Source organism: Streptomyces sp. NPDC043812 (assembly GCF_056436245.1).
Map to the genome: position 1 here is coordinate 502,126 of NZ_JBWKCY010000003.1, position 17,613 is coordinate 519,738.

Consider the following 17,613-nt stretch of genomic DNA (forward strand, 5'->3'; position numbering starts at 1 on the left):
GCTGTCAGACCGCTGTGGTCATCGCATCAGGGCGGCCGCCCGGTCCGGCGTCGCCGCGTGCGGGCAGCCGCAGGGAGAAGACCGAGCCCTCGCCCTCGGTGCTCGTCACGGCCACCGTGCCGCCGTGGGCCTCCGTCAGTTTGCGGACGATCGCAAGCCCCAGGCCGCTGCCTCCCGTGCGGCGGCTGCGGGACTTCTCCGCACGCCACAAGCGGTCGAACACGTACGGCAGCACCTCGGCGGGCATACCGCTGCCGGTGTCCGCGACCTCGATGACGACATGGTCCCGGTCGTCGTCGCCGTACGCCCGGAGGGTGACCTGTCCGCCCGGCGGCGTGTGGCGTACGGCGTTGGAGACCAGGTTCCCCACGGCCTGCCGCAGCCGTACCGGGTCGGCCGGCAGCTCGGGGACCGTGGTGTGTTCGGCGGTCAGCGTGACGCCCGCACGGTCGGCAGGTCCCTGGTGCGCGGCGGCGACCTGGCCGAGGAGTTCCGCCAGGCGTACGGACTCGGGGCGCAGCCGCAGTGCGCCCGCATCCGCCTGGGCAAGATCCTGCAGGTCGTCGATGATGTGCTGCAGCTGCACGGCCTCCTCGAGCAGCGAGGAGACGAGCGCCGGGTCCGGATCGGCGAGTCCGTCCTCGGCGGCCTCCAGCCAGCCCCGGATGTTGCTCAGCGGTGTGCGCAGTTCGTGTGCGACATCGCTGACCATCGCCTTGCGCTGGGTCTCCAGCCGCGCCCGGTGTGCCGCCATGTCGTTGAAGGCGGCGGCGAGGCGGCCGATCTCGTTGTCCGCGGTGACCGGCACACCGGCGGGGGCATCGCCGTCCTTCATCCGCTGCGCCGCGTCGGTGAGCGCCCGGAGCGGCCGGACGAGCCGGGTGGCTGCGAACACGGAGGCGCCGACGGTGAGCGCCAGCACGAGCGCCGCGGCGCCCGCGATGCGTGCGGTGTTCGCCGGGGAGAGGTCGAACCCGGGAACGCTGCCGGTGACGGGGTCGCCGATGAACAGCAGTGCGGGCGAGGCCACGTATGAGCCGAGCTGTTCGCGCCGCGCGGAGTCGACGCAGGACGCGACGGCCCGGTCTCCGTCGTCGCCCGCGCCGCGCACGGTCGGCGCGGGAGCCGCGCGCCAGGACAGATCCAGGTTCAGCTGGACGGAAGCGCGGCCCTGCCGCTCCAGGCAGGCGTTGGCCAGCTTGTCCAGCGCGGCGAGCGCCTCGGTCTCGGTCGTGGTCGGCGACTCCAGCCGGCCGGTCGGGCAGCGGGTGTCCTGCACGCGCTCGGGGTCGTTGCCCACGGTTTCGATGCGCGGGCGTCCGCTGGGTGTGTCGACGATGTCGGACGCGACGCCGGACTCGCGCAGACAGTCGACTGCCCGCTGGGCGGTGTCGCGGAGCCGCGTGCGTTCGGCGGTCGGCAGACGGAAGGGGCCGACGGCCCGCGGGTCGATGCGGTCGGCAGTGGGCCCGGAGCCGCCGGCCACCGGTGCCAGGGCCGTGTCCGTGGACAGCGGGTCGACGACCGCCGAAGCCCGCGGCGGGAGCGCCGGCACCTGGTCCCCGGCTGCCGAGTCGGCGACGGGGGTGCGCAGTTGCGTGGTCAGGGCGATGCGCCGCCCGGTGCGCTGCGCCAGATCGCGTACGGTCGCCTCCACTCCGTCCCAGCGCGGGTGGGTCGCCGCGTAGCCGAGGAGGGTGTCGTAGATCCGTGCGTCGTCGGCGAGGTTCTGGCCCTGCTCCTGCTTGATGGCGCCGGAGGTGGTCTGCACGGCGAGCCAGGCGGTGGCCGCGACCGAGCAGACGGCGACCAGTGCGGAGACGGCGAGGAGGCGGCCCAGCAGGCTCTTGCGGAGCGGCAGCCGCCGCCTGCCCGGCGGGCTACCGGGAGGCACGGACCGGCTCTTGTCGGGGTCGGTCAGTTTGTAACCGACGCCGAAGACGGTGAGCAGCCGGGCCGGACGGTGGGGGGCGTGTTCGATCTTCTTGCGGAGGTTCATGATGTGCACGTCGACCGTGCGGTCGCTGATGTACCGGTCGTAGCCGTGGAGTTCGGCGAGGAGCAGTTGCCGGGTGAAGACGCGGTCCGGTTCGGCGGCCATCGTCGCGAGGATGCGGAACTCGCCGGGTGTGCATTCCACCGGCTCTCCGTGGACGGTCACCGCGTGCCGGTCGGGGTCGACGAGCAGCGCGCCGACGGCAAGGGCGGACGAGGGCCGGCCGGCGGTGGCCGGGCGGCGCGTGCGGCGCAGCAGGGTGCGTACCCGCGCCATCAACTCCCGCGGGCTGTACGGCTTGGTCATGTAGTCGTCGGCGCCGAGGTCGAGTCCGAGGAGCAGATCGTCCTCGGTGCTGCGTGCGGTCAGCATCAGCACGGGCAGCTCGCGGGCTTCGGCCCGCAGCACGCGCAGCACGTCGAGGCCGTCGGCCCGGGGCATCATCACATCGAGGACGAGCAGGTCGGGTTCGCGTCCCCGGACCGCGTCGAGGGCCGCTCTGCCGTCCCGCACGAGGGTGACGGCGTGGCCTTCCCGCTCCAGGTACCGGCGTATCAGCTCGGCCTGCTTCTCGTCGTCCTCGGCGACCATGACGTCTGCGCACACGCCGACGATCGTAAGCAGGTCCGCGGCCCCACGGGTCAGAACCGTGGGGCCGCGGGTGCGGGAAGGACAGCCGCTACAGGTTTCCGCGCTTCTCCTGCTCGCGCTCGATCGCCTCGAAGAGCGCCTTGAAGTTGCCCTTGCCGAAGCCCATCGAACCGTGCCGCTCGATCATCTCGAAGAAGACGGTGGGGCGGTCCTGGACCGGCTTGGTGAAGATCTGCAGCAGGTAGCCGTCCTCGTCGCGGTCGACCAGGATCTTCAGTTCGCGCAGCGTCTCGACCGGCACCCGAGTCTCGCCCGCCCATTCGCCGAGGGTGTCGTAGTACGAGTCGGGGGTGTCGAGGAACTGCACGCCGGCGGCCCGCATGGAACGGACGGTGGCGACGATGTCGTTCGTGGCGAGCGCGATGTGCTGGACGCCGGCGCCGCCGTAGAACTCCAGGTACTCGTCGATCTGCGACTTCTTCTTCGCGATCGCCGGCTCGTTGATCGGGAACTTCACCTTGAGCGTGCCGTCGGCGACGACCTTGGACATGAGCGCGGAGTACTCGGTGGCGATGTCGTCGCCCACGAACTCCTTCATGTTGGTGAAGCCCATGACCTTGTTGTAGAAGGCCACCCACTCGTTCATCTTCCCGAGCTCGACGTTGCCCACGCAGTGGTCGATGGCCTGGAAGGTGCGCTTGGCAGGCGGCTCGACCATCGGTTCGACGGCGACGAAGCCGGGCAGGTACGGGCCGTCGTAGCCGCTGCGCTCGACGAGGGTGTGGCGGGTCTTGCCGTACGTGGCGATGGCGGCGAGCACGACGGTGCCGTGTTCGTCCTTCACGTCGTACGGCTCGGTGATGCCCGTGGCGCCGTGCTCGACGGCGTACGCGTAGGCCGCGCGGGCGTCCGGCACCTCGATGGCGAGGTCGACGACGCCGTCGCCGTGGGCGGCCACGTGGTCGGCGAGGAAGTGGCCCCAGTCGGTGGACGCCTTGATCACGGAGGTGAGGACGAAGCGGGCCGCGCCGTTGGTGAGGACGTAACTCGCCGTCTCACGGCTGCCGTTCTCCGGTCCGGAGTAGGCGACGAGCTTCATGCCGAAGGCCGTGGAGTAGTAGTGCGCGGCCTGCTTGGCGTTGCCGACGGCGAAGACGACCGCGTCCATTCCCTTGACCGGGAAGGGGTCGGCCTTGCGCGCGGTGTCCGGGGTGTGATGCGTGGTCTCAGTCATGGCAGCAGGCTCCCTCCGCTCCGCAAGGTGCGCAATAGTTCTCTTATCGACTGGTCAATATGCACAGCGAAAGAGCAGAATCGTCAGGCGTTGTGTACAGGATGACCATCGGGGAGAAGCCATGGCGATCGATCATCTGGACGGCCGGCTCATCGTGCTGCTGGCACGCGAGCCGAGGATCGGCGTCCTGGAGGCGTCGCGCCGGCTCGGGGTGGCGCGCGGGACGGTACAGGCGCGCATGGACCGGCTGCAGACGAACGGCGTGATCCGCGGCTTCGGCCCCGACGTCGACCCGGCGGCGCTCGGCTATCCGGTGACGGCCTTCGCGACGCTGGAGATCAAGCAGGGCCAGGGCGCCGACGTACGGGCACATCTGGCGACCGTCCCCGAGGTGCTGGAACTGCACACGACGACGGGACACGGCGACATGCTGTGCCGGCTGGTGGCCCGCTCCAACGCGGACCTGCAGCGCGTGATCGACCGGGTCGTCGGCTTCGAGGGCATCGTGCGGGCGTCGACGGCGATCGTGATGGAGAACCCGGTGCCGCTGCGGATCATCCCGCTCGTGGAGCAGGCGGCGGAGGACCCGGCAGGCTGAGCAGCCTTGCAGACCGGCTGGGTCTGCGACTCCTGCACCAGCCCGTAAGCCGCTCCGCCCGCCCGGCATGACCCGGCGGAAGCCACCCGCCACGGCGAGCCCGGGAAGTCCCCTCGGCGACGAACGCCGACGAGGCCCACCGGCAGCGGTCCTGGCCGCCAACGCCGTTTCCATCAGCGGTAATTCACTCACCCTGATCGGCGTCCCGTGGTTCGCACTGGAAACCACCGGAAGTCCCGGCAAGGCCGGACTGGTCGCCTTCTGCGCGACCCTGCCGGTGGTCGTCTCGGCGATCATCGGCGGCCCGGTCATCGACCGGATCGGCCGCCGTCGCGTCAGCATGGCCACCGACCTGATCTGCGCCGTGGCTCTCGCCGCGATCCCGCTGCTCCACCACGCGGGGGTGCTGCGGTTCTGGATGCTGTGTGCGCTGATGGCCGTCACGGGCCTGTTCCACGCGCCCGGCGAGACCTCCCGCAGCGTCCTCGTGCCCGACCTGGCCGCGCAGGCCGGCACCAGCCTGTCGCGCGCGGCGAGCCTGCTGGACGCGGTGTCGCGGGGAGCGCGGATGACCGGGGCGGCCCTGGCCGGCGTACTCATCGCCGTGATCGGCGCGGAGGCGGTCCTGCTCGTCGACGCGGTGACCTTCTGCACGTCACTGCTGATCCTCGTCGGGGTACGAGGGCTGAACGCGGCCGAGCCGAGGCGCGACGGGTAACCGGTCTCGTTCGCGGCCTACCGGAGCGAACTGCGCGAGGGGTACGCCTTCGTGCTGCGCGACAGACTGCTGCTCGGCGTGGTCCTGATGGTCATGCTGACCAACGGGCTCGACCAGAGCTGGGGTTCGGTACTCCTCCCGGTGCACGCCCGGGAGGACCTGGGTGGCGCACGCGACCTGGGGCTGCTCGTCGCCGTCTTCGGCGGCTGCGCACTGCTCGGCGCGCTGCTCTACGCCGCGATCGGGCACCGGTTCCCGCGGCGCGCGCTGTTCACGGTCTCGTTCATGCTGTGCGGGATGCCGAGCTTCGCCGTGGCCGCCCTCGCGGACGGGACGGCGCCGCTGGCCGTGACGATGGCGGTGGGCGGTCTGGGCGCGGGAATGCTCAACCCGATCCTGACGACCGTGCTCTTCGAGCGCATTCCCGACCGCCTCCGCAGCCGGGTCGCCGGCGCCACGACGGCCGGCGTGCTGATGACCACGCCACTGGGAGGTCTCGCGGCGGGTCAGCTGATCGAGCGGGCGGGCCTGGTAACGGCGATGCTGACCGTGGGCGGGCTGTACTTCCTGGCGACCCTGGCACCGGCGGTGTTCCCGTCCTGGCGCGGCCTCGGCACGGAGCCGGCGGCAGCGGACGGTACGGACCGGGCGGGCCCCTGCGAGGTCAGCAGCTCGGGACCTTTGCGCCCCGGTCCAGCGCCCGCAGCGAGTCCACCGCGCCGTCCAGCGTCGTGACGGGGATCAGCCGCATCCCGGATGGGAGTTCGGCCTGTGCGTCGGCGCATTCGTCCTTGGGCACCAGGAAGACGGTCGCGCCGTCGCGCTTGGCGGCCTGCGTCTTCAGCGAGACCCCGCCGACCGGGCCGACCTTGCCGTCGGCGCCGATCGTGCCCGTACCCGCGATGCTGCGGCCGCCCGTGAGGTCGCCGCCGGCGCCGTTCCCGTCGAGCTTGTCGATGATGCCGAGCGAGAACAGCAGCCCCGCGCTGGGCCCGCCGACGTCGGCGAGGTGCAGGGTGACCTTGACCTTCGCCGGGTCCTCGTCCAGGTAGGCGAGGGCCGCGCGAGTGGCGACGTCCTGCGACTCCTCCATGTCCTGGACGTTGTGCTTCTCGATCTCCTTCTCCGACTTGCCCGCCGGGTAGACGGCGTCCTTCGGAAGGACCGCCCGGTCCGTGCGGAACCATCCGTCGACCACGTCCCCGAGATCGACGTCGGCGGTCGGCCCGGTCGCCACGATCGTCGTCATGCGCAGCGCGCCCTCGGTGGGGCGGGTCGGCGCACCGGTGACGGTGATGATCTGCCGCCCCTGGTCCTTTCCGAGCACGTCCGCGGTCATTCCGGGCTGGGCCACGACATACGGCAGCGGCGCGAATCCGGCAACGGCGAACAGCGCGACGACGGGCAGGGCGCAGACGGCGAGGGCACGGGGGCGCGTGAGACTGGAGAGCACGGTGCCAATGTATCCGTGCCCGTGGTGGGCGCTGCGCGCCGTATGCGCCGGGGGCGCTGCGCCCCGGGCCCCGGGCCGGGGGGCTGGTGGTGGGTGCGGGGGCCGGGGCCTCCGGAGGGGGTACCCGGCCCGGGCCACGCCCACGGGCCCGGCCACGCACCTCAGCGTGAACCCGGCCCACGGCTACCGCAGCGCGTCCGCCACCTCTCGGGCCGCGTCGACCACGCGCGGGCCGACCCGCTCCGGTACGGCGTCCGCCAGCATCACCACGCCCACACTGCCCTCTATCCCGGTCACGCCGACCAGCGCCGCGGCCGCGCCGCACGCGCCCGCCTCCAGTTCGCCGTGGGTGAGCGTGTAGCCGGGCTCGACGAGCCCCGACTGGCGCGCGGCGAGGATGGCCTTGCCGGCCGCTCCCCGGTCCAGCGGGTGCCGGAACCCGGCGCGGTAGGCGACGTGGTAGTCCGTCCAGGTCGGTTCGACGACGGCGACCGCGAGGGCCTCCGCACCGTCGACCAGGGTGAGATGCGCGGTCGCGCCTATGTCCTCGGCGAGTGAGCGCAGCGCCGGCATCGCTGCCTCGCGCACCAGCGGATGCACCTGTCGGCCGAGGCGCAGCACGCCGAGGCCGACCCTGGCGCGGCCGCCGAGATCACGTCGGACGAGTGCGTGCTGCTCGAGGGTGGCGAGCAGGCGGTAGACGACGGTGCGGTTGACGCCGAGTTTGTTGGACAACTCGGTGACGGTCAGCCCGTGGTCGGTATCGGCGAGCAGCTTGAGGACACGTAGTCCCCGGTCGAGCGTCTGGGAGGTTTCCGCGGTCACGACGCCCTCTCCTTCGGAGTGAGTGACGGCAGTCCTCCGACGGATCGACACCGGTCCCATCGGCGACGCACCCAGAGGCCGCCGGCAGGCCATGGCACACCGACTGCGCTCCGCGGCGGCGCTGCCACGGGGCGTTTGCATTGCGGGGACAGTAGCGAGCGGCTCCGCTCAGCGGAAGGCCTCGTCCAGAATCCGGGCGATCAGCCGACGGCAACGGGTCATTGGTCCCTGTTCGGGAGTTGTGTCGGGCGCACGCGGCGCGTCACCGCATCCGCGTGGCCCACTCCTGGACCTTCTTGATCCGCTCACGGATCTGGCCCGCCGTCGCCTCCGCGCTCGGCGGCCCGCCGCAGACCCTGCGCAGCTCGGTGTGGATGACACCGTGCGGCTTGCCGCTCTGGTGTACGTACGCGCCGACCATGGTGTTCAGCTGTTTGCGCAGCTCCAGCAGTTCCTTGTGGGAGACCACCGGCCGCCGCTCGGCCGGCAGCTCCAGGAGGTCGGCCTCCTCGTCGGGCTTCTTGCGGCTGTGCGCGATCTGCCGTGCCTGCCGCTTCTGGAGCAGCAGCTGCACCTGGTCCGGTTCGAGCAGCCCCGGAATGCCGAGGTAGTCCTGCTCCTCCTCACTGCCCGGGTGCGCCTGCATCCCGAACTCGGCGCCGTCGTACAGGACCCGGTCGAAGACGGCGTCGGACTCCAGTGCCTCGAAGGGCAGCATGTCCTGTTCGCCGGTGTCCTCGTCCTGTTCCTTCTCGGCCTCCGCCATCTCCTTCTCGGACTCGGCGTACGGGTCCTCCTCGCCGTCCTTCTTCGGCTTGTCGAGCACGTGGTCGCGCTCGACCTCCATCTCGGATGCGAAGCCCAGAAGGTTGGGGATGGTGGGCAGGAAGACCGAGGCCGTCTCACCGCGGCGGCGGGACCGGACGAAACGGCCCACGGCCTGGGCGAAGAACAGCGGCGTCGAGATCGTCGTCGCGTACACGCCGACCGCGAGGCGCGGCACGTCGACGCCTTCCGACACCATGCGGACGGCGACCATCCAGCGGGAGCCGTCCTCGCTGAACTCCTCGATCCGCTTCGAGGCCGCGGCCTCGTCGGAGAGCACGACGGTGGCCTTGGTGCCGGTGATCTCGCGGATCAGCTTGGCGTACGCACGGGCCGAGTCCTGGTCGGAGGCGATGACGAGGCCGCCCGCGTCCGGGATGCCCTTTCGTACCTCGGTGAGCCGCTGGTCGGCGGCGCGCAGCACGTTCGGCATCCAGTCGCCGCGCGGGTCGAGCGCGGTGCGCCACGCCTGCGAGATCGCGTCCTTGGTCATCGGCTCGCCGAGCCGGGCCGCGATCTCGTCGCCCGCCTTGGTGCGCCAGCGCATGTTGCCGCTGTAGGAGAGGAAGATCACCGGGCGGACGACGCCGTCGCCGAGCGCGTTGCCGTAGCCGTACGTGTAGTCGGCGGCCGACCGGCGGATGCCGTCGTTGCCCTCTTCGTAGGCGACGAAGGGGATCGGGTTGGTGTCCGAACGGAACGGTGTACCGGTCAGCGCGAGTCGCCGGGTCGCCGGCTCGAACGCCTCCAGGCACGCCTCGCCCCAGGACTTGGAGTCACCGGCGTGGTGGATCTCGTCGAGGATGACGAGGGTCTTGCGCTGCTCGCAGCGGTTGCGGTGCAGCATCGGCCGTACGCCGACACCCGCGTAGGTGACCGCGACGCCGTGGTACTCCTTGCTCAGCGGACCGGCGCTGTACTCCGGGTCCAGCTTGATCCCTATCCGCGCCGCCGCTGCCGCCCACTGCTTCTTCAGATGCTCGGTCGGCGCGACGACCGTCACCTGCTGCACGACATGGTGGTGCAGCAGCCAGGAGGCGAGCGTGAGCGCGAACGTCGTCTTGCCTGCCCCGGGAGTGGCGACCGCGAGGAAGTCGCGCGGCTGTTCCTGGACGTACCTCTCCATCGCGCCCTGCTGCCAGGCACGCAGCTTGTTGGCCGTACCCCAGGGGGCACGGCCGGGGAAGGCGGGTGAGAGGTGGTGGGAGGCGGTAGTAGTCACGGTCTCCGGTTCAGTGGCTCTCGTCGGGCGCGGTCGGGGGTCGTCAGATACGACAACCGGGCCACCCTACCGGGGGGCCGCCCGGGGTCCGGGCGAACGGACGGCGCGTCCCCGCAAGGTGCGACTCAGCTCACAGACGACGGAGCCGCCCGCAGCCTCGTCGCGACCCACGCTCCTATCAGCGCCACCCCCGCCATCGGCAGGAACACCGCGGCGAATGCCGCCGGATGGGAGCCGGACGCGTCCGCCACCGCGTGGCCCGCGCCCACCGCGCCACCGCCCAGCGCCGCGAACGCCGCGCCACCGGCCGCCAGCAGGACCACGTTGGACAGGGCGTCCGAGATCTGCAGCGACGCCGAGTTCGCGCCCGCCTCCGCCGGAGCCGACAGGGTGAGCAGCAGCACGCTCGTCGACCCGATCACGAGCCCCATGCCGAAGCAGCCGAATCCCCACGCCACGCCGACGATCCACACCGGTACCGACTCGATGAGCACACTCGGCGCGGTCAGGATCGCCGCGGCGACGAGCAGCATGCCGAGGACGACCAGCGGCTCGCGGTACGCCTCCGCGCGCGGCCGGGACTGCACGTACGACCCCAGCGCCCAGGTCGCGCCGCCGACGGCGAGCGAGAGACCGGCCATCGTCGGGGACAGTCCGCGTTGGGTGACGAGCATCAGCGGGACGAACGACTCGGCGGCGATGAAGGATCCGGCGGCCACCCCGCGCAGCAGGACGACGGACGGCAGTCCGCGGGCTGCACGGTAGGTGCCCTTCGGCAGGAGGCCGAGCACGGACGGCACGAGCAGTGCGGCGCCCGCTGCGGCGGGCAGCAGCGAGAGCCAGCGCAGATCCTGACCCGCGTACTGGAGCAGCCCGGCACCGAGCGAGATCCCGAGCGCCAGCCGGATCCGCCGCCGGTCGAAAGGCGGCACGGGCGCGGCGGGGTCGGCGGGCCCCGAGGCCCGGAGCCGGATCGCGGGCAGCGCGAGGGCGAGCGGTACGACGACGAGCGCGGGTATGCCGAGGAAGACCCAGCGCCAGCCGAGCTGCTCGGTGACCGTGCCGGAGGCGAGCGGGCCGATCACCGACGGAATCACCCAGCTCGCCGCGAAGGCTGCCATGATCGCGGGCTGGAGTCTGGGCGGATAGGCGCGGCTGACGACGACATACAGCGCGACGATGACGAGACCGCCGCCCAGGCCCTGGACGGCGCGTCCGACGACGAACACCCACATGGCGCCCGCGGTTCCCGACAGCAGCAGCCCCGCGGCCCACGCGCTCATCCCGCCGGCGAGCGCCCCGAGCGGTCCGCGGCGGTCGGCCCACTGTCCGGCGACGACCATGCCGAAGAGGCTGGTGGTGAAGTAGGCGGAGAAGGCGAACGCGTAGAGCGGGATGCCGTGCAGCTCCCGCGCCGCCACGGGCATCGCCGTACCGACGGCGGTCGCCTCGAAGGCGACGAGGAACACGACGGAGACGACGCCGACGCTGAGCGTCCGGTGGGCGGCGCCCAGGACTCCGTGGTCCGGTTCGTCGGGGGCGAGGAATTCGCGGGGCGCCGTGTCGGCGGGCGGCTGCGTGACGTCGGTGTCACGCGGGTCCGGGGCGGTCATGGCCCCAGAGTAAGGGGCATGGCGCCGTGTGAGCCCTGTCGTTCGGCGGGACCCGGCTGGTCCCATCGTCCTACGACCATGAACGGCGTATGGCAGTCGCGTTGCAGCCCGGGCGGATCGCTTGAGCAGGGCACCGACGCCGCCTACGGTCGAGGAGTTGGACATCACGACCGTGTGCCCGAGTGGTTCAGGGGCTCGACTGCAACTCGAGTTACACCGGTTCGAATCCGGTCACGGTCTCTGCGCAGGCGCGGGAACGGGCGGTGCCACCCTCTTGCAGGGGCGGCACCGCCCGTTCCCCGTTCCCTGCTCGTGCGGCCGGGCCGCGTGCCGCACGCCCATCTCCTTGAGCTGCTCCTCCTCGTGGCCGAGCGAGGTCCCCGGCGGCGGCACCGAGGAGCGGCACGAGGAACAGCATCCCGATGCCGAGATCACAATCGCGTCGCTCCCGGGACCACTCCGCAGCGCTCCCGGCCCCGCCGGTAGGCTCCTGTAGCTGTTGCCAGGCCCAGGGGGATTCGCAGATGGAACGAGCTCGCACACAACGGCCGCGCCCGGACGGACCGCGACGCATCGGCCCGTACCACCTCATCACGCGGCTCGACCCTCCGGCCGGCCCCGGCTCACCCGCCGTACCCGAGCGGCGATTCGTCGCGCGCAGCGCGGACGGCGACCGGACGGTGCTGATCAGCACTCCGCTCGACGGGGCCGACCCCGCCCGCTTCCTCGTCGAGGCGGATGCCGCCCGGCGGCTGATGGGGCCTTCGGTCCTACCCGTCACCGAGGTCTCTCCCACCCCCGAAGCGCCCTGGTACGCCTCGCCCTACCTGCCCGTGCTGCCGCTCCCCGTCGCCCTCGCCGTACACGGCGGCCCGCTGCCGGAGCACACGGTACGAGCCATCGGTACGGCACTCGCCGAGACGCTCGCGGGCGCACACGCCATCGGCATCACGCACGCCGGCCTCTCCCCCACCGCGGTACTGCTGGCCTGGAACGGCCCGCGTCTGACGTGCTTCGGTGCGGCCCGGGCCGCGGCGCCCGACGGCGAGGCCCGCACCGGCCGGCCCGGGCTGGAGCCCGGCAGCCTCGCACCGGAACAGGCGGCCGGCGGACGGCCCCGCCCGCCGGGCGACATCCACGGACTCGGCGCGGTCCTCGCGTACGCAGCCACGGGCCATACGGTGCCGGACCGCTCCGAACTCCCTGAGTCCCTGCGCCCGTTGATCGCGCGCTGCCTGACCCGGGACGCCGCCGCGCGCCCGACGGCGGCCGAGCTGATGCTCGACCTCCCGCCCGCCTCCTCGGCCCCCACGGCAACGGTGCTGGACTCGTCGGCCTCCCTGCTGTCATCCGGCTGGCTGCCCGGCCGCGTGGTCGCCGCCCTCGCCCGCCAGTCGGCGGAGCTCCTCGCCGCGGAGGTCCGCGTCCCCGAGCCCAGCAGGACCTGACGATGCTGTCCCCCCTCACCCACGACGACCCGGCCGGGATCGGCGGACACCGCCTGCTCGCCCGGCTCGGTCACGGCGGCATGGGCACGGTGTACCTCGCCCGGTCCGCAGGTGGCCGTACCGTGGCGCTGAAGACCATGCACGCGGGCATCGCCACCGACCCCGCTGCCCGCACCCGTTTCCACCTGGAGACGGACGCAGCCCGCATCATCGGCGGCCATCACGGGGCCACGGTCGTGGACGCCGACCCGCTGGCCGAAACGCCCTGGCTCGCCACCGAGTACGTCCTCGGCCCGCCCCTCGACGACGCCGTCGAGCTGTCGGGCCCGCTCCCCGTGACATCCGTACGCGCCCTGGGCGCTGCCCTCGCCGGAGCGCTGGCGCAGTTGCACGCCTCGGACGTCGTCCACCGCGACCTCAAGCCGTCCAACGTCATGATCACGGCGTACGGCCCCAAGATCATCGACTTCGGTATCGCACGCGCGGCCGGCGACGACCGCCTCACCCGCACCGGCGCGGCGGCGGGCACCCCCGCGTTCATGTCCCCCGAACAGGCCACCGGCCAGGAACACCCCCCGGCCGGCGACGTCTTCGCCCTCGCGGGCGTGCTCACCTACGCGGCAACGGGCCACGGCCCCTTCGGCACGGGCCAGGCCGCGGACCTCGTCTACCGCGTCCGCTACGCCGACGCGGACCTGACGGGCGTCCCCGCGGAACTGACCCCGATCCTGACGCGCTGCCTGTCCAAGGACCCGGCCGAGCGTCCGACGACCGGGGAGCTGGCCGCGCAACTGCACGACGGACGTGGGCAGTTCGCGGACCACCTGCCGGACGCGCTGCTGGCCGACATCGCCCGGCGGAGCTCCGAGGTCTGGCAGTACGAGCCGTACCGCCTCCCGGCACCGGCGGGCCATGCGGTGGCGGAGACCGTGGCCACCACGAGCAAACAGGCGATGAGCCGCCGCAAGGTCCTTGCCCTGGGCGGTGGTTCTCTCCTTGGCCTGGGCGGCGCGGGCGCCGGACTGTGGGCGTGGCGCAGCGGACAGGGCGACGGGTCGTCGCAGGTACCCGCCGCGGACAAGGCGCCGAACGCTCTCTGGCAGCGGAGCATCGCGACAGCGGCACCTGCCGACCTGGGCCGGCCGATGCTGGTCGGGGACCGGATCGTCGTGACCACCGAGGCAGGCGTGACCGCGCTCGAACCGGCGACCGGCCGGACTCTGTGGTCCGCGAACCCGGTGGTGAGCCCCTGGGACGTGGCCACGGACGGAAAGAACCTCTACGCGGTCGACTACTCGCTGTCTCCGACGGAGGGACTGCGCATCGTGCAGATCGACCTCGACGACGGCGCTGTCCTGGATCCCCTGGTCGACACGAAGGCCTACAACGGCAAGCTGGTGGGGAACCAGCTTCTCGACGTCAGCGACGGCACCGCCTGGCTGCTCACCGCCCCGGCACCCGCGAAGGGGACCGACACGTCGGACACCACGGACCCGGACCGGGGTTGGCTGATCGCCTCGTTCTCCCTGTCCGACGGCAGGAAGCGCACTGAGCTGGTCCTGGACGAACGGGCCCCCGAGGACTACCCGTGGGTGACAGGCGCCCGCGCATCCGGCCCGTACCTGGTGCTCTACTTCCGCACCGACTCCGGCGGCGTCGACGTGCTCGTGTGCGACAGGAGTTCGGGCGGCGTCGTATGGCGGGACGCCCTTCCCCTCGGCGCCGACGACGCCGCACGGAGCCCCATGGCCGTGGACCCGGAGAACCTCTACGTCGCATCCGACACGCTGTCTGCACGGCGCCTGAGCGACGGCAAGGAAGTCTGGAAGTACCGCGGCGGGAAGGTCACTTCGTACGGTCCCCCGGCATTGCGGGACGCGGTGATCTACGCGGTGGAGGGCACCGGAGCCCACGCACTGGCCGCAGTCGACGCCAGGACCGGCAAGCTCCTGTGGCGGGAGAGGAATCCCGTCCGGTCCGGGCACGAGCTCAAGGTCGCGCCCACCGTGGGAAAGCGTTTCGTGTACAAGCACAGCGCGGCGGGACTCCGCGCGATCGACCTCACCACGCACCGATCGGCCTGGCTCCATGAGGAGAGCCTCGACAGATTCAGCGCAATGACCGCAGCCGGCCGGCTCATCGGCTGCGGAGAGGACACCATGGCCGCGCTGCCTCTGGACGAATCCGCCGCGTCCTCGTCCTCGTAGGCCTCCCCCCACCGTCACGAAAGGCCGACCCACGCCATGCTCCCTCTCAGCTTCGGCGACCCGATCCGGCTGGGTCCGTACCGCCTCGCGGGCGTACTCGGGGAGGGTGGCATGGGAAAGGTGTACTTCGGCTACGACAGCGCCGGCCGCCCCGCAGCCGTGAAGGTGCTGCGGCCGGAACTCGCGCACGACCAGCACCTCACCCAGCGGTTCATCAGGGAAGCCCATACGGCGCAGGCCGTCACCAGCAGCGGTGTCGCACGCGTTCTCGGCGCGGAGACCGAGGGCGGCCGTCCCTGGATCGCCACGGAGTTCCTGGCCGGGCCGACGCTGGATCAGGCAGTCACCGCCCACGGCCCCCTGGACGACGCCGGTACGCGGGTCCTGGCCTCATCACTGGCCTCGACGCTGCGCGACATCCACCAGGCGGGCCTGGTCCACCGCGATCTGAAGCCGTCCAACATCGTGCTGACCTCCGACGGCCCCCGCATCATCGACTTCGGCATCGCACGTCCCGAACACGGCCTCACCCTCACGACCACAGGCCAGGTGCCGGCCACTCCCGGATACGGCGCGCCGGAGCAGATCCTCGGGCAGCGGGTCGGACCGTCGGCCGATGTCTTCTCCCTCGGCGCCGTCCTGGCGTACGCAGCGGGCGGGCGGCAGGCCTACACGGGAGCGCATGTCGCGGCGGTCCAGTACGAAGTGGTGCACGGAAGCCCGGACCTCGGCTCCGTACCCCAGGCCCTCCGGTCGCTCATCGGACCGTGCCTGGCGAAGGACCCCGCGCATCGGCCCGCGCCCGCCGCTGTCGTCGAGGCGTTCGTGCCGCCTCGCGGTGCCGACCGGATGTGGAAGCGGGGCGTTCTCGCCACGGAGATCAAGGAGTACGAGACCAGGTCGCACCAGTTCACCACCCAGGCCGGGACCTCCGTGGACACAGGGAGGACGTCCCGGCGGCGTTTCCTCACGTCCTTCGCCGCCGGTGGCACGCTGCTGGCGCTGGGCGGAGGAGGCACCGCCTGGTGGTTGACGAGAGGGCCCGGTCTGCCGGCGGCCGAGGACGCTCCGCCGGCCGAGCTGATGCCGTCCGCCGACTACGTGCGCGATACGCCACCGGAGCCGCTGTGGGGGCCGTTGAAGGTCGCCTCTCCCCACGCCTCCCCGCTGCTGGCGATGCGGGATGTCGTCATGTTCGCTTCGCCGTCGGGGGGACTTGCGGCGCACACCGTCACCGACGGCAGGCAGAAGTGGACCCTGCCGGGAGTGTCACCGGCCGCGGGGCTCCTGCGGCTCAAGGACGGGATCTGCCTCGCGGCCGACGCGGACGGCAAGGTGCTGGCCTTCGACGCGTCCACCAGCGAGCGGCGGTGGAGTGTGGCGGCGGGCGTGGCGAAGCTGATCGCCGCCGCGCCGGACGACGCGACCGTGTACGCGGTGACCAAGGACAACCAGCTGACGGCGATCGACACGAACGGCCGCAAGGTCCGCTGGACGGTGCTGCCCCCACGGGAGTTCACCGTCGATCCTTCGGCCGTGGCGGTGGCGGCAGCGGGCCGCCTGGTCGTGTGCACCGGGGACGGGGACTGCTTCGGCCTCAGTGCCGGGAACGGCGACGATGCCTGGATGCTCGGCGGACAGGCCGCGACGGCACTCCGGCCGGCCATCGACAAGGGAATCGTCTACCTGGGCGGAAAGAAGCTCACCGCACTGGACCTGAAGTCCGGTACGGAGATCTGGTCCACGGATTCGGATTCGCTGGACCCCACCCTGGACGGCTGGGGTTCGCCCGTCGTCGACAAGAACCACATCGCCGCAATAGACGACGGACGCGTCCGCCGCGTGTTCAAGGGGTCCGGCACCACCAGTGACACCGCTTCGACGGACAGCAGCGCCCCGTCCCGCGAACAGCCCGTCCGCGAGGCGAACACCCTGTGGATCGTCGAGGGCGGCACGTCGTCGGGCGTCTCCGCGTTCAGCGACGCCTTGTCGGAGACGGCCGATCTCGAATGCGTCTGGACCTACGAGCCGGACTCCGAGGGTCCTTGGCAGGCGGCTTCCGACGGCAACCGCGCCTTCCTGCTGCACAAGGGGTCACTGGTCGCGATGCCGGTCCTCTAGGTCCTGTCCGGGCGATCTTCGAGGATCAGCCCGCGGCGTCGGATGCATGGGGCCTCCCCCGGCCCGCCAGGGCCGAGGGGACGCATCGCAAGGCGGTGGGGGCACCACCCGGCCGCCAGGCTGGGGGAGATCGTCCTCGTACTGGATGTACTCGGGCGATCCGACAACACAGCGTGGGGGTACTCCCCCTGTCTCCGCCGGGGGGGACCCCCACCGGCCGAAGGCTGGGGGAGTGCCGTAGCCGGCGTCGCGGGCCCGAGAAAGATCGCCCGGACAGGACCTAGTGACCTGAGTCGGAGGTTCGTCGGCAGTAGGTGGCGACTTTGTCGAGGATCTCGTCGGCGGTCTTCGTCCAGACGAAGGGCCGTGGCTGGTCGTTCCAGTCCGCGAGCCAGGTACGGATGTCCCGTTCGAGTGCCTGGACGGAACGGTGGACACCGCGGCGAAGCTTCTTCTGTGTCAGCTCGGCGAACCACCGCTCCACCAGGTTCAGCCACGAGGACCCGGTCGGTGTGAAGTGCAGGTGGAACCGGGGATGGGCCGCCAGCCACTTCTTGATGACGGGCACTTTGTGGGTGATGTAGTTGTCCAGGATGAGGTGGATGTCGAGATCGGCCGGGACCTCGCGGTCGAGCTTGATCAGGAACTTCCTGAACTCCACCGCGCGGTGCCGGCGATGGAGCGAGCCGATGACCTTGCCGGTCGCCGTGTCCAGGGCGGCGAAGAGGGTGGTGGTGCCCGAGCGCACGTAGTCGTGGCTGC

11 protein-coding genes, 1 tRNA gene and 2 pseudogenes are annotated in these 17,613 nt (G+C 71.7%); 6 read left to right on the forward strand and 8 right to left on the reverse strand.

Annotated features, from left to right (window positions below):
- Positions 1–4: 4 nt before the first annotated feature.
- From AC067Z_RS07255 to hppD, 3 genes and pseudogenes are all read right to left on the reverse strand, one after another.
- Positions 5–1,921 (reverse strand): sensor histidine kinase, encoded by a 1,917-nt coding sequence (locus AC067Z_RS07255; protein ID WP_478788491.1) that lies wholly within the window; start codon positions 1,919–1,921, stop codon positions 5–7.
- Between the two features lie 9 nt (positions 1,922–1,930).
- Positions 1,931–2,587 (reverse strand): annotated as a pseudogene (locus AC067Z_RS07260) (response regulator transcription factor); the annotation flags it as partial.
- 88 nt (positions 2,588–2,675) lie between these two features.
- Positions 2,676–3,821 carry a 4-hydroxyphenylpyruvate dioxygenase gene (hppD, locus tag AC067Z_RS07265; RefSeq protein WP_478788461.1) on the reverse strand — a complete coding sequence of 382 codons (1,146 nt, stop codon included), beginning with the start codon at positions 3,819–3,821 and terminating at the stop codon, positions 2,676–2,678.
- Between the two features lie 121 nt (positions 3,822–3,942).
- Here hppD and AC067Z_RS07270 point away from each other — a divergent pair, with 121 nt between their 5' ends.
- A complete protein-coding gene (locus AC067Z_RS07270) occupies positions 3,943–4,419 on the forward strand; it encodes an Lrp/AsnC family transcriptional regulator (protein ID WP_478788462.1) in 477 nt (158 codons plus the stop codon).
- Between the two features lie 67 nt (positions 4,420–4,486).
- Positions 4,487–5,872: pseudogene (locus AC067Z_RS07275) on the forward strand (MFS transporter).
- Here the strand turns inward: AC067Z_RS07275 and AC067Z_RS07280 are convergent.
- From AC067Z_RS07280 to AC067Z_RS07295, 4 genes are all read right to left on the reverse strand, one after another.
- Positions 5,802–6,590: a YlbL family protein gene (locus tag AC067Z_RS07280; RefSeq protein ID WP_478788463.1), complete on the reverse strand. Its 789-nt coding sequence runs from the start codon at positions 6,588–6,590 to the stop codon at positions 5,802–5,804. The pseudogene AC067Z_RS07275 and the gene AC067Z_RS07280 overlap by 71 nt on opposite strands.
- Before the next feature lie 183 nt (positions 6,591–6,773).
- On the reverse strand, positions 6,774–7,415 hold the full coding sequence (locus AC067Z_RS07285; RefSeq protein WP_478788464.1) for an IclR family transcriptional regulator: 642 nt from the start codon (positions 7,413–7,415) through the stop codon (positions 6,774–6,776).
- Positions 7,416–7,677: 262 nt separating this feature from the next.
- The gene (locus AC067Z_RS07290; RefSeq protein ID WP_478788465.1) at positions 7,678–9,462 is read right to left on the reverse strand and encodes a DEAD/DEAH box helicase; all 1,785 of its coding nucleotides are present in this window, start codon (positions 9,460–9,462) and stop codon (positions 7,678–7,680) included.
- 125 nt (positions 9,463–9,587) lie between these two features.
- Positions 9,588–11,075 (reverse strand): MFS transporter, encoded by a 1,488-nt coding sequence (locus AC067Z_RS07295; protein ID WP_478788466.1) that lies wholly within the window; start codon positions 11,073–11,075, stop codon positions 9,588–9,590.
- A gap of 168 nt (positions 11,076–11,243) precedes the next feature.
- Between AC067Z_RS07295 and AC067Z_RS07300 the strand changes: the two genes are divergently transcribed.
- From AC067Z_RS07300 to AC067Z_RS07315, 4 genes are all read left to right on the forward strand, one after another.
- A tRNA-Cys gene (locus tag AC067Z_RS07300) sits at positions 11,244–11,315 on the forward strand.
- Between the two features lie 284 nt (positions 11,316–11,599).
- Positions 11,600–12,523 (forward strand): protein kinase family protein, encoded by a 924-nt coding sequence (locus AC067Z_RS07305; RefSeq protein WP_478788467.1) that lies wholly within the window; start codon positions 11,600–11,602, stop codon positions 12,521–12,523.
- A gap of 2 nt (positions 12,524–12,525) precedes the next feature.
- Positions 12,526–14,730 (forward strand): protein kinase domain-containing protein, encoded by a 2,205-nt coding sequence (locus AC067Z_RS07310; RefSeq protein WP_478788468.1) that lies wholly within the window; start codon positions 12,526–12,528, stop codon positions 14,728–14,730.
- A gap of 36 nt (positions 14,731–14,766) precedes the next feature.
- Positions 14,767–16,851 (forward strand): serine/threonine-protein kinase, encoded by a 2,085-nt coding sequence (locus AC067Z_RS07315; protein WP_478788469.1) that lies wholly within the window; start codon positions 14,767–14,769, stop codon positions 16,849–16,851.
- 280 nt (positions 16,852–17,131) lie between these two features.
- Here AC067Z_RS07315 and AC067Z_RS07320 read toward each other — a convergent pair.
- A partial coding sequence (locus AC067Z_RS07320; protein ID WP_478788470.1) for an IS630 family transposase occupies positions 17,132–17,613 on the reverse strand: 482 nt, incomplete at its 5' end.

Coding starts and splice junctions, on each gene's coding strand:
- hppD (WP_478788461.1), bottom strand. CDS start 3,821: ATGACTGAGACCACGCATCACACCCCGGACACCGCGCGCAAGGCCGAC.
- AC067Z_RS07270 (WP_478788462.1), top strand. CDS start 3,943: ATGGCGATCGATCATCTGGACGGCCGGCTCATCGTGCTGCTGGCACGC.
- AC067Z_RS07295 (WP_478788466.1), bottom strand. CDS start 11,075: ATGACCGCCCCGGACCCGCGTGACACCGACGTCACGCAGCCGCCCGCC.
- AC067Z_RS07305 (WP_478788467.1), top strand. CDS start 11,600: ATGGAACGAGCTCGCACACAACGGCCGCGCCCGGACGGACCGCGACGC.
- AC067Z_RS07310 (WP_478788468.1), top strand. CDS start 12,526: ATGCTGTCCCCCCTCACCCACGACGACCCGGCCGGGATCGGCGGACAC.
- AC067Z_RS07315 (WP_478788469.1), top strand. CDS start 14,767: ATGCTCCCTCTCAGCTTCGGCGACCCGATCCGGCTGGGTCCGTACCGC.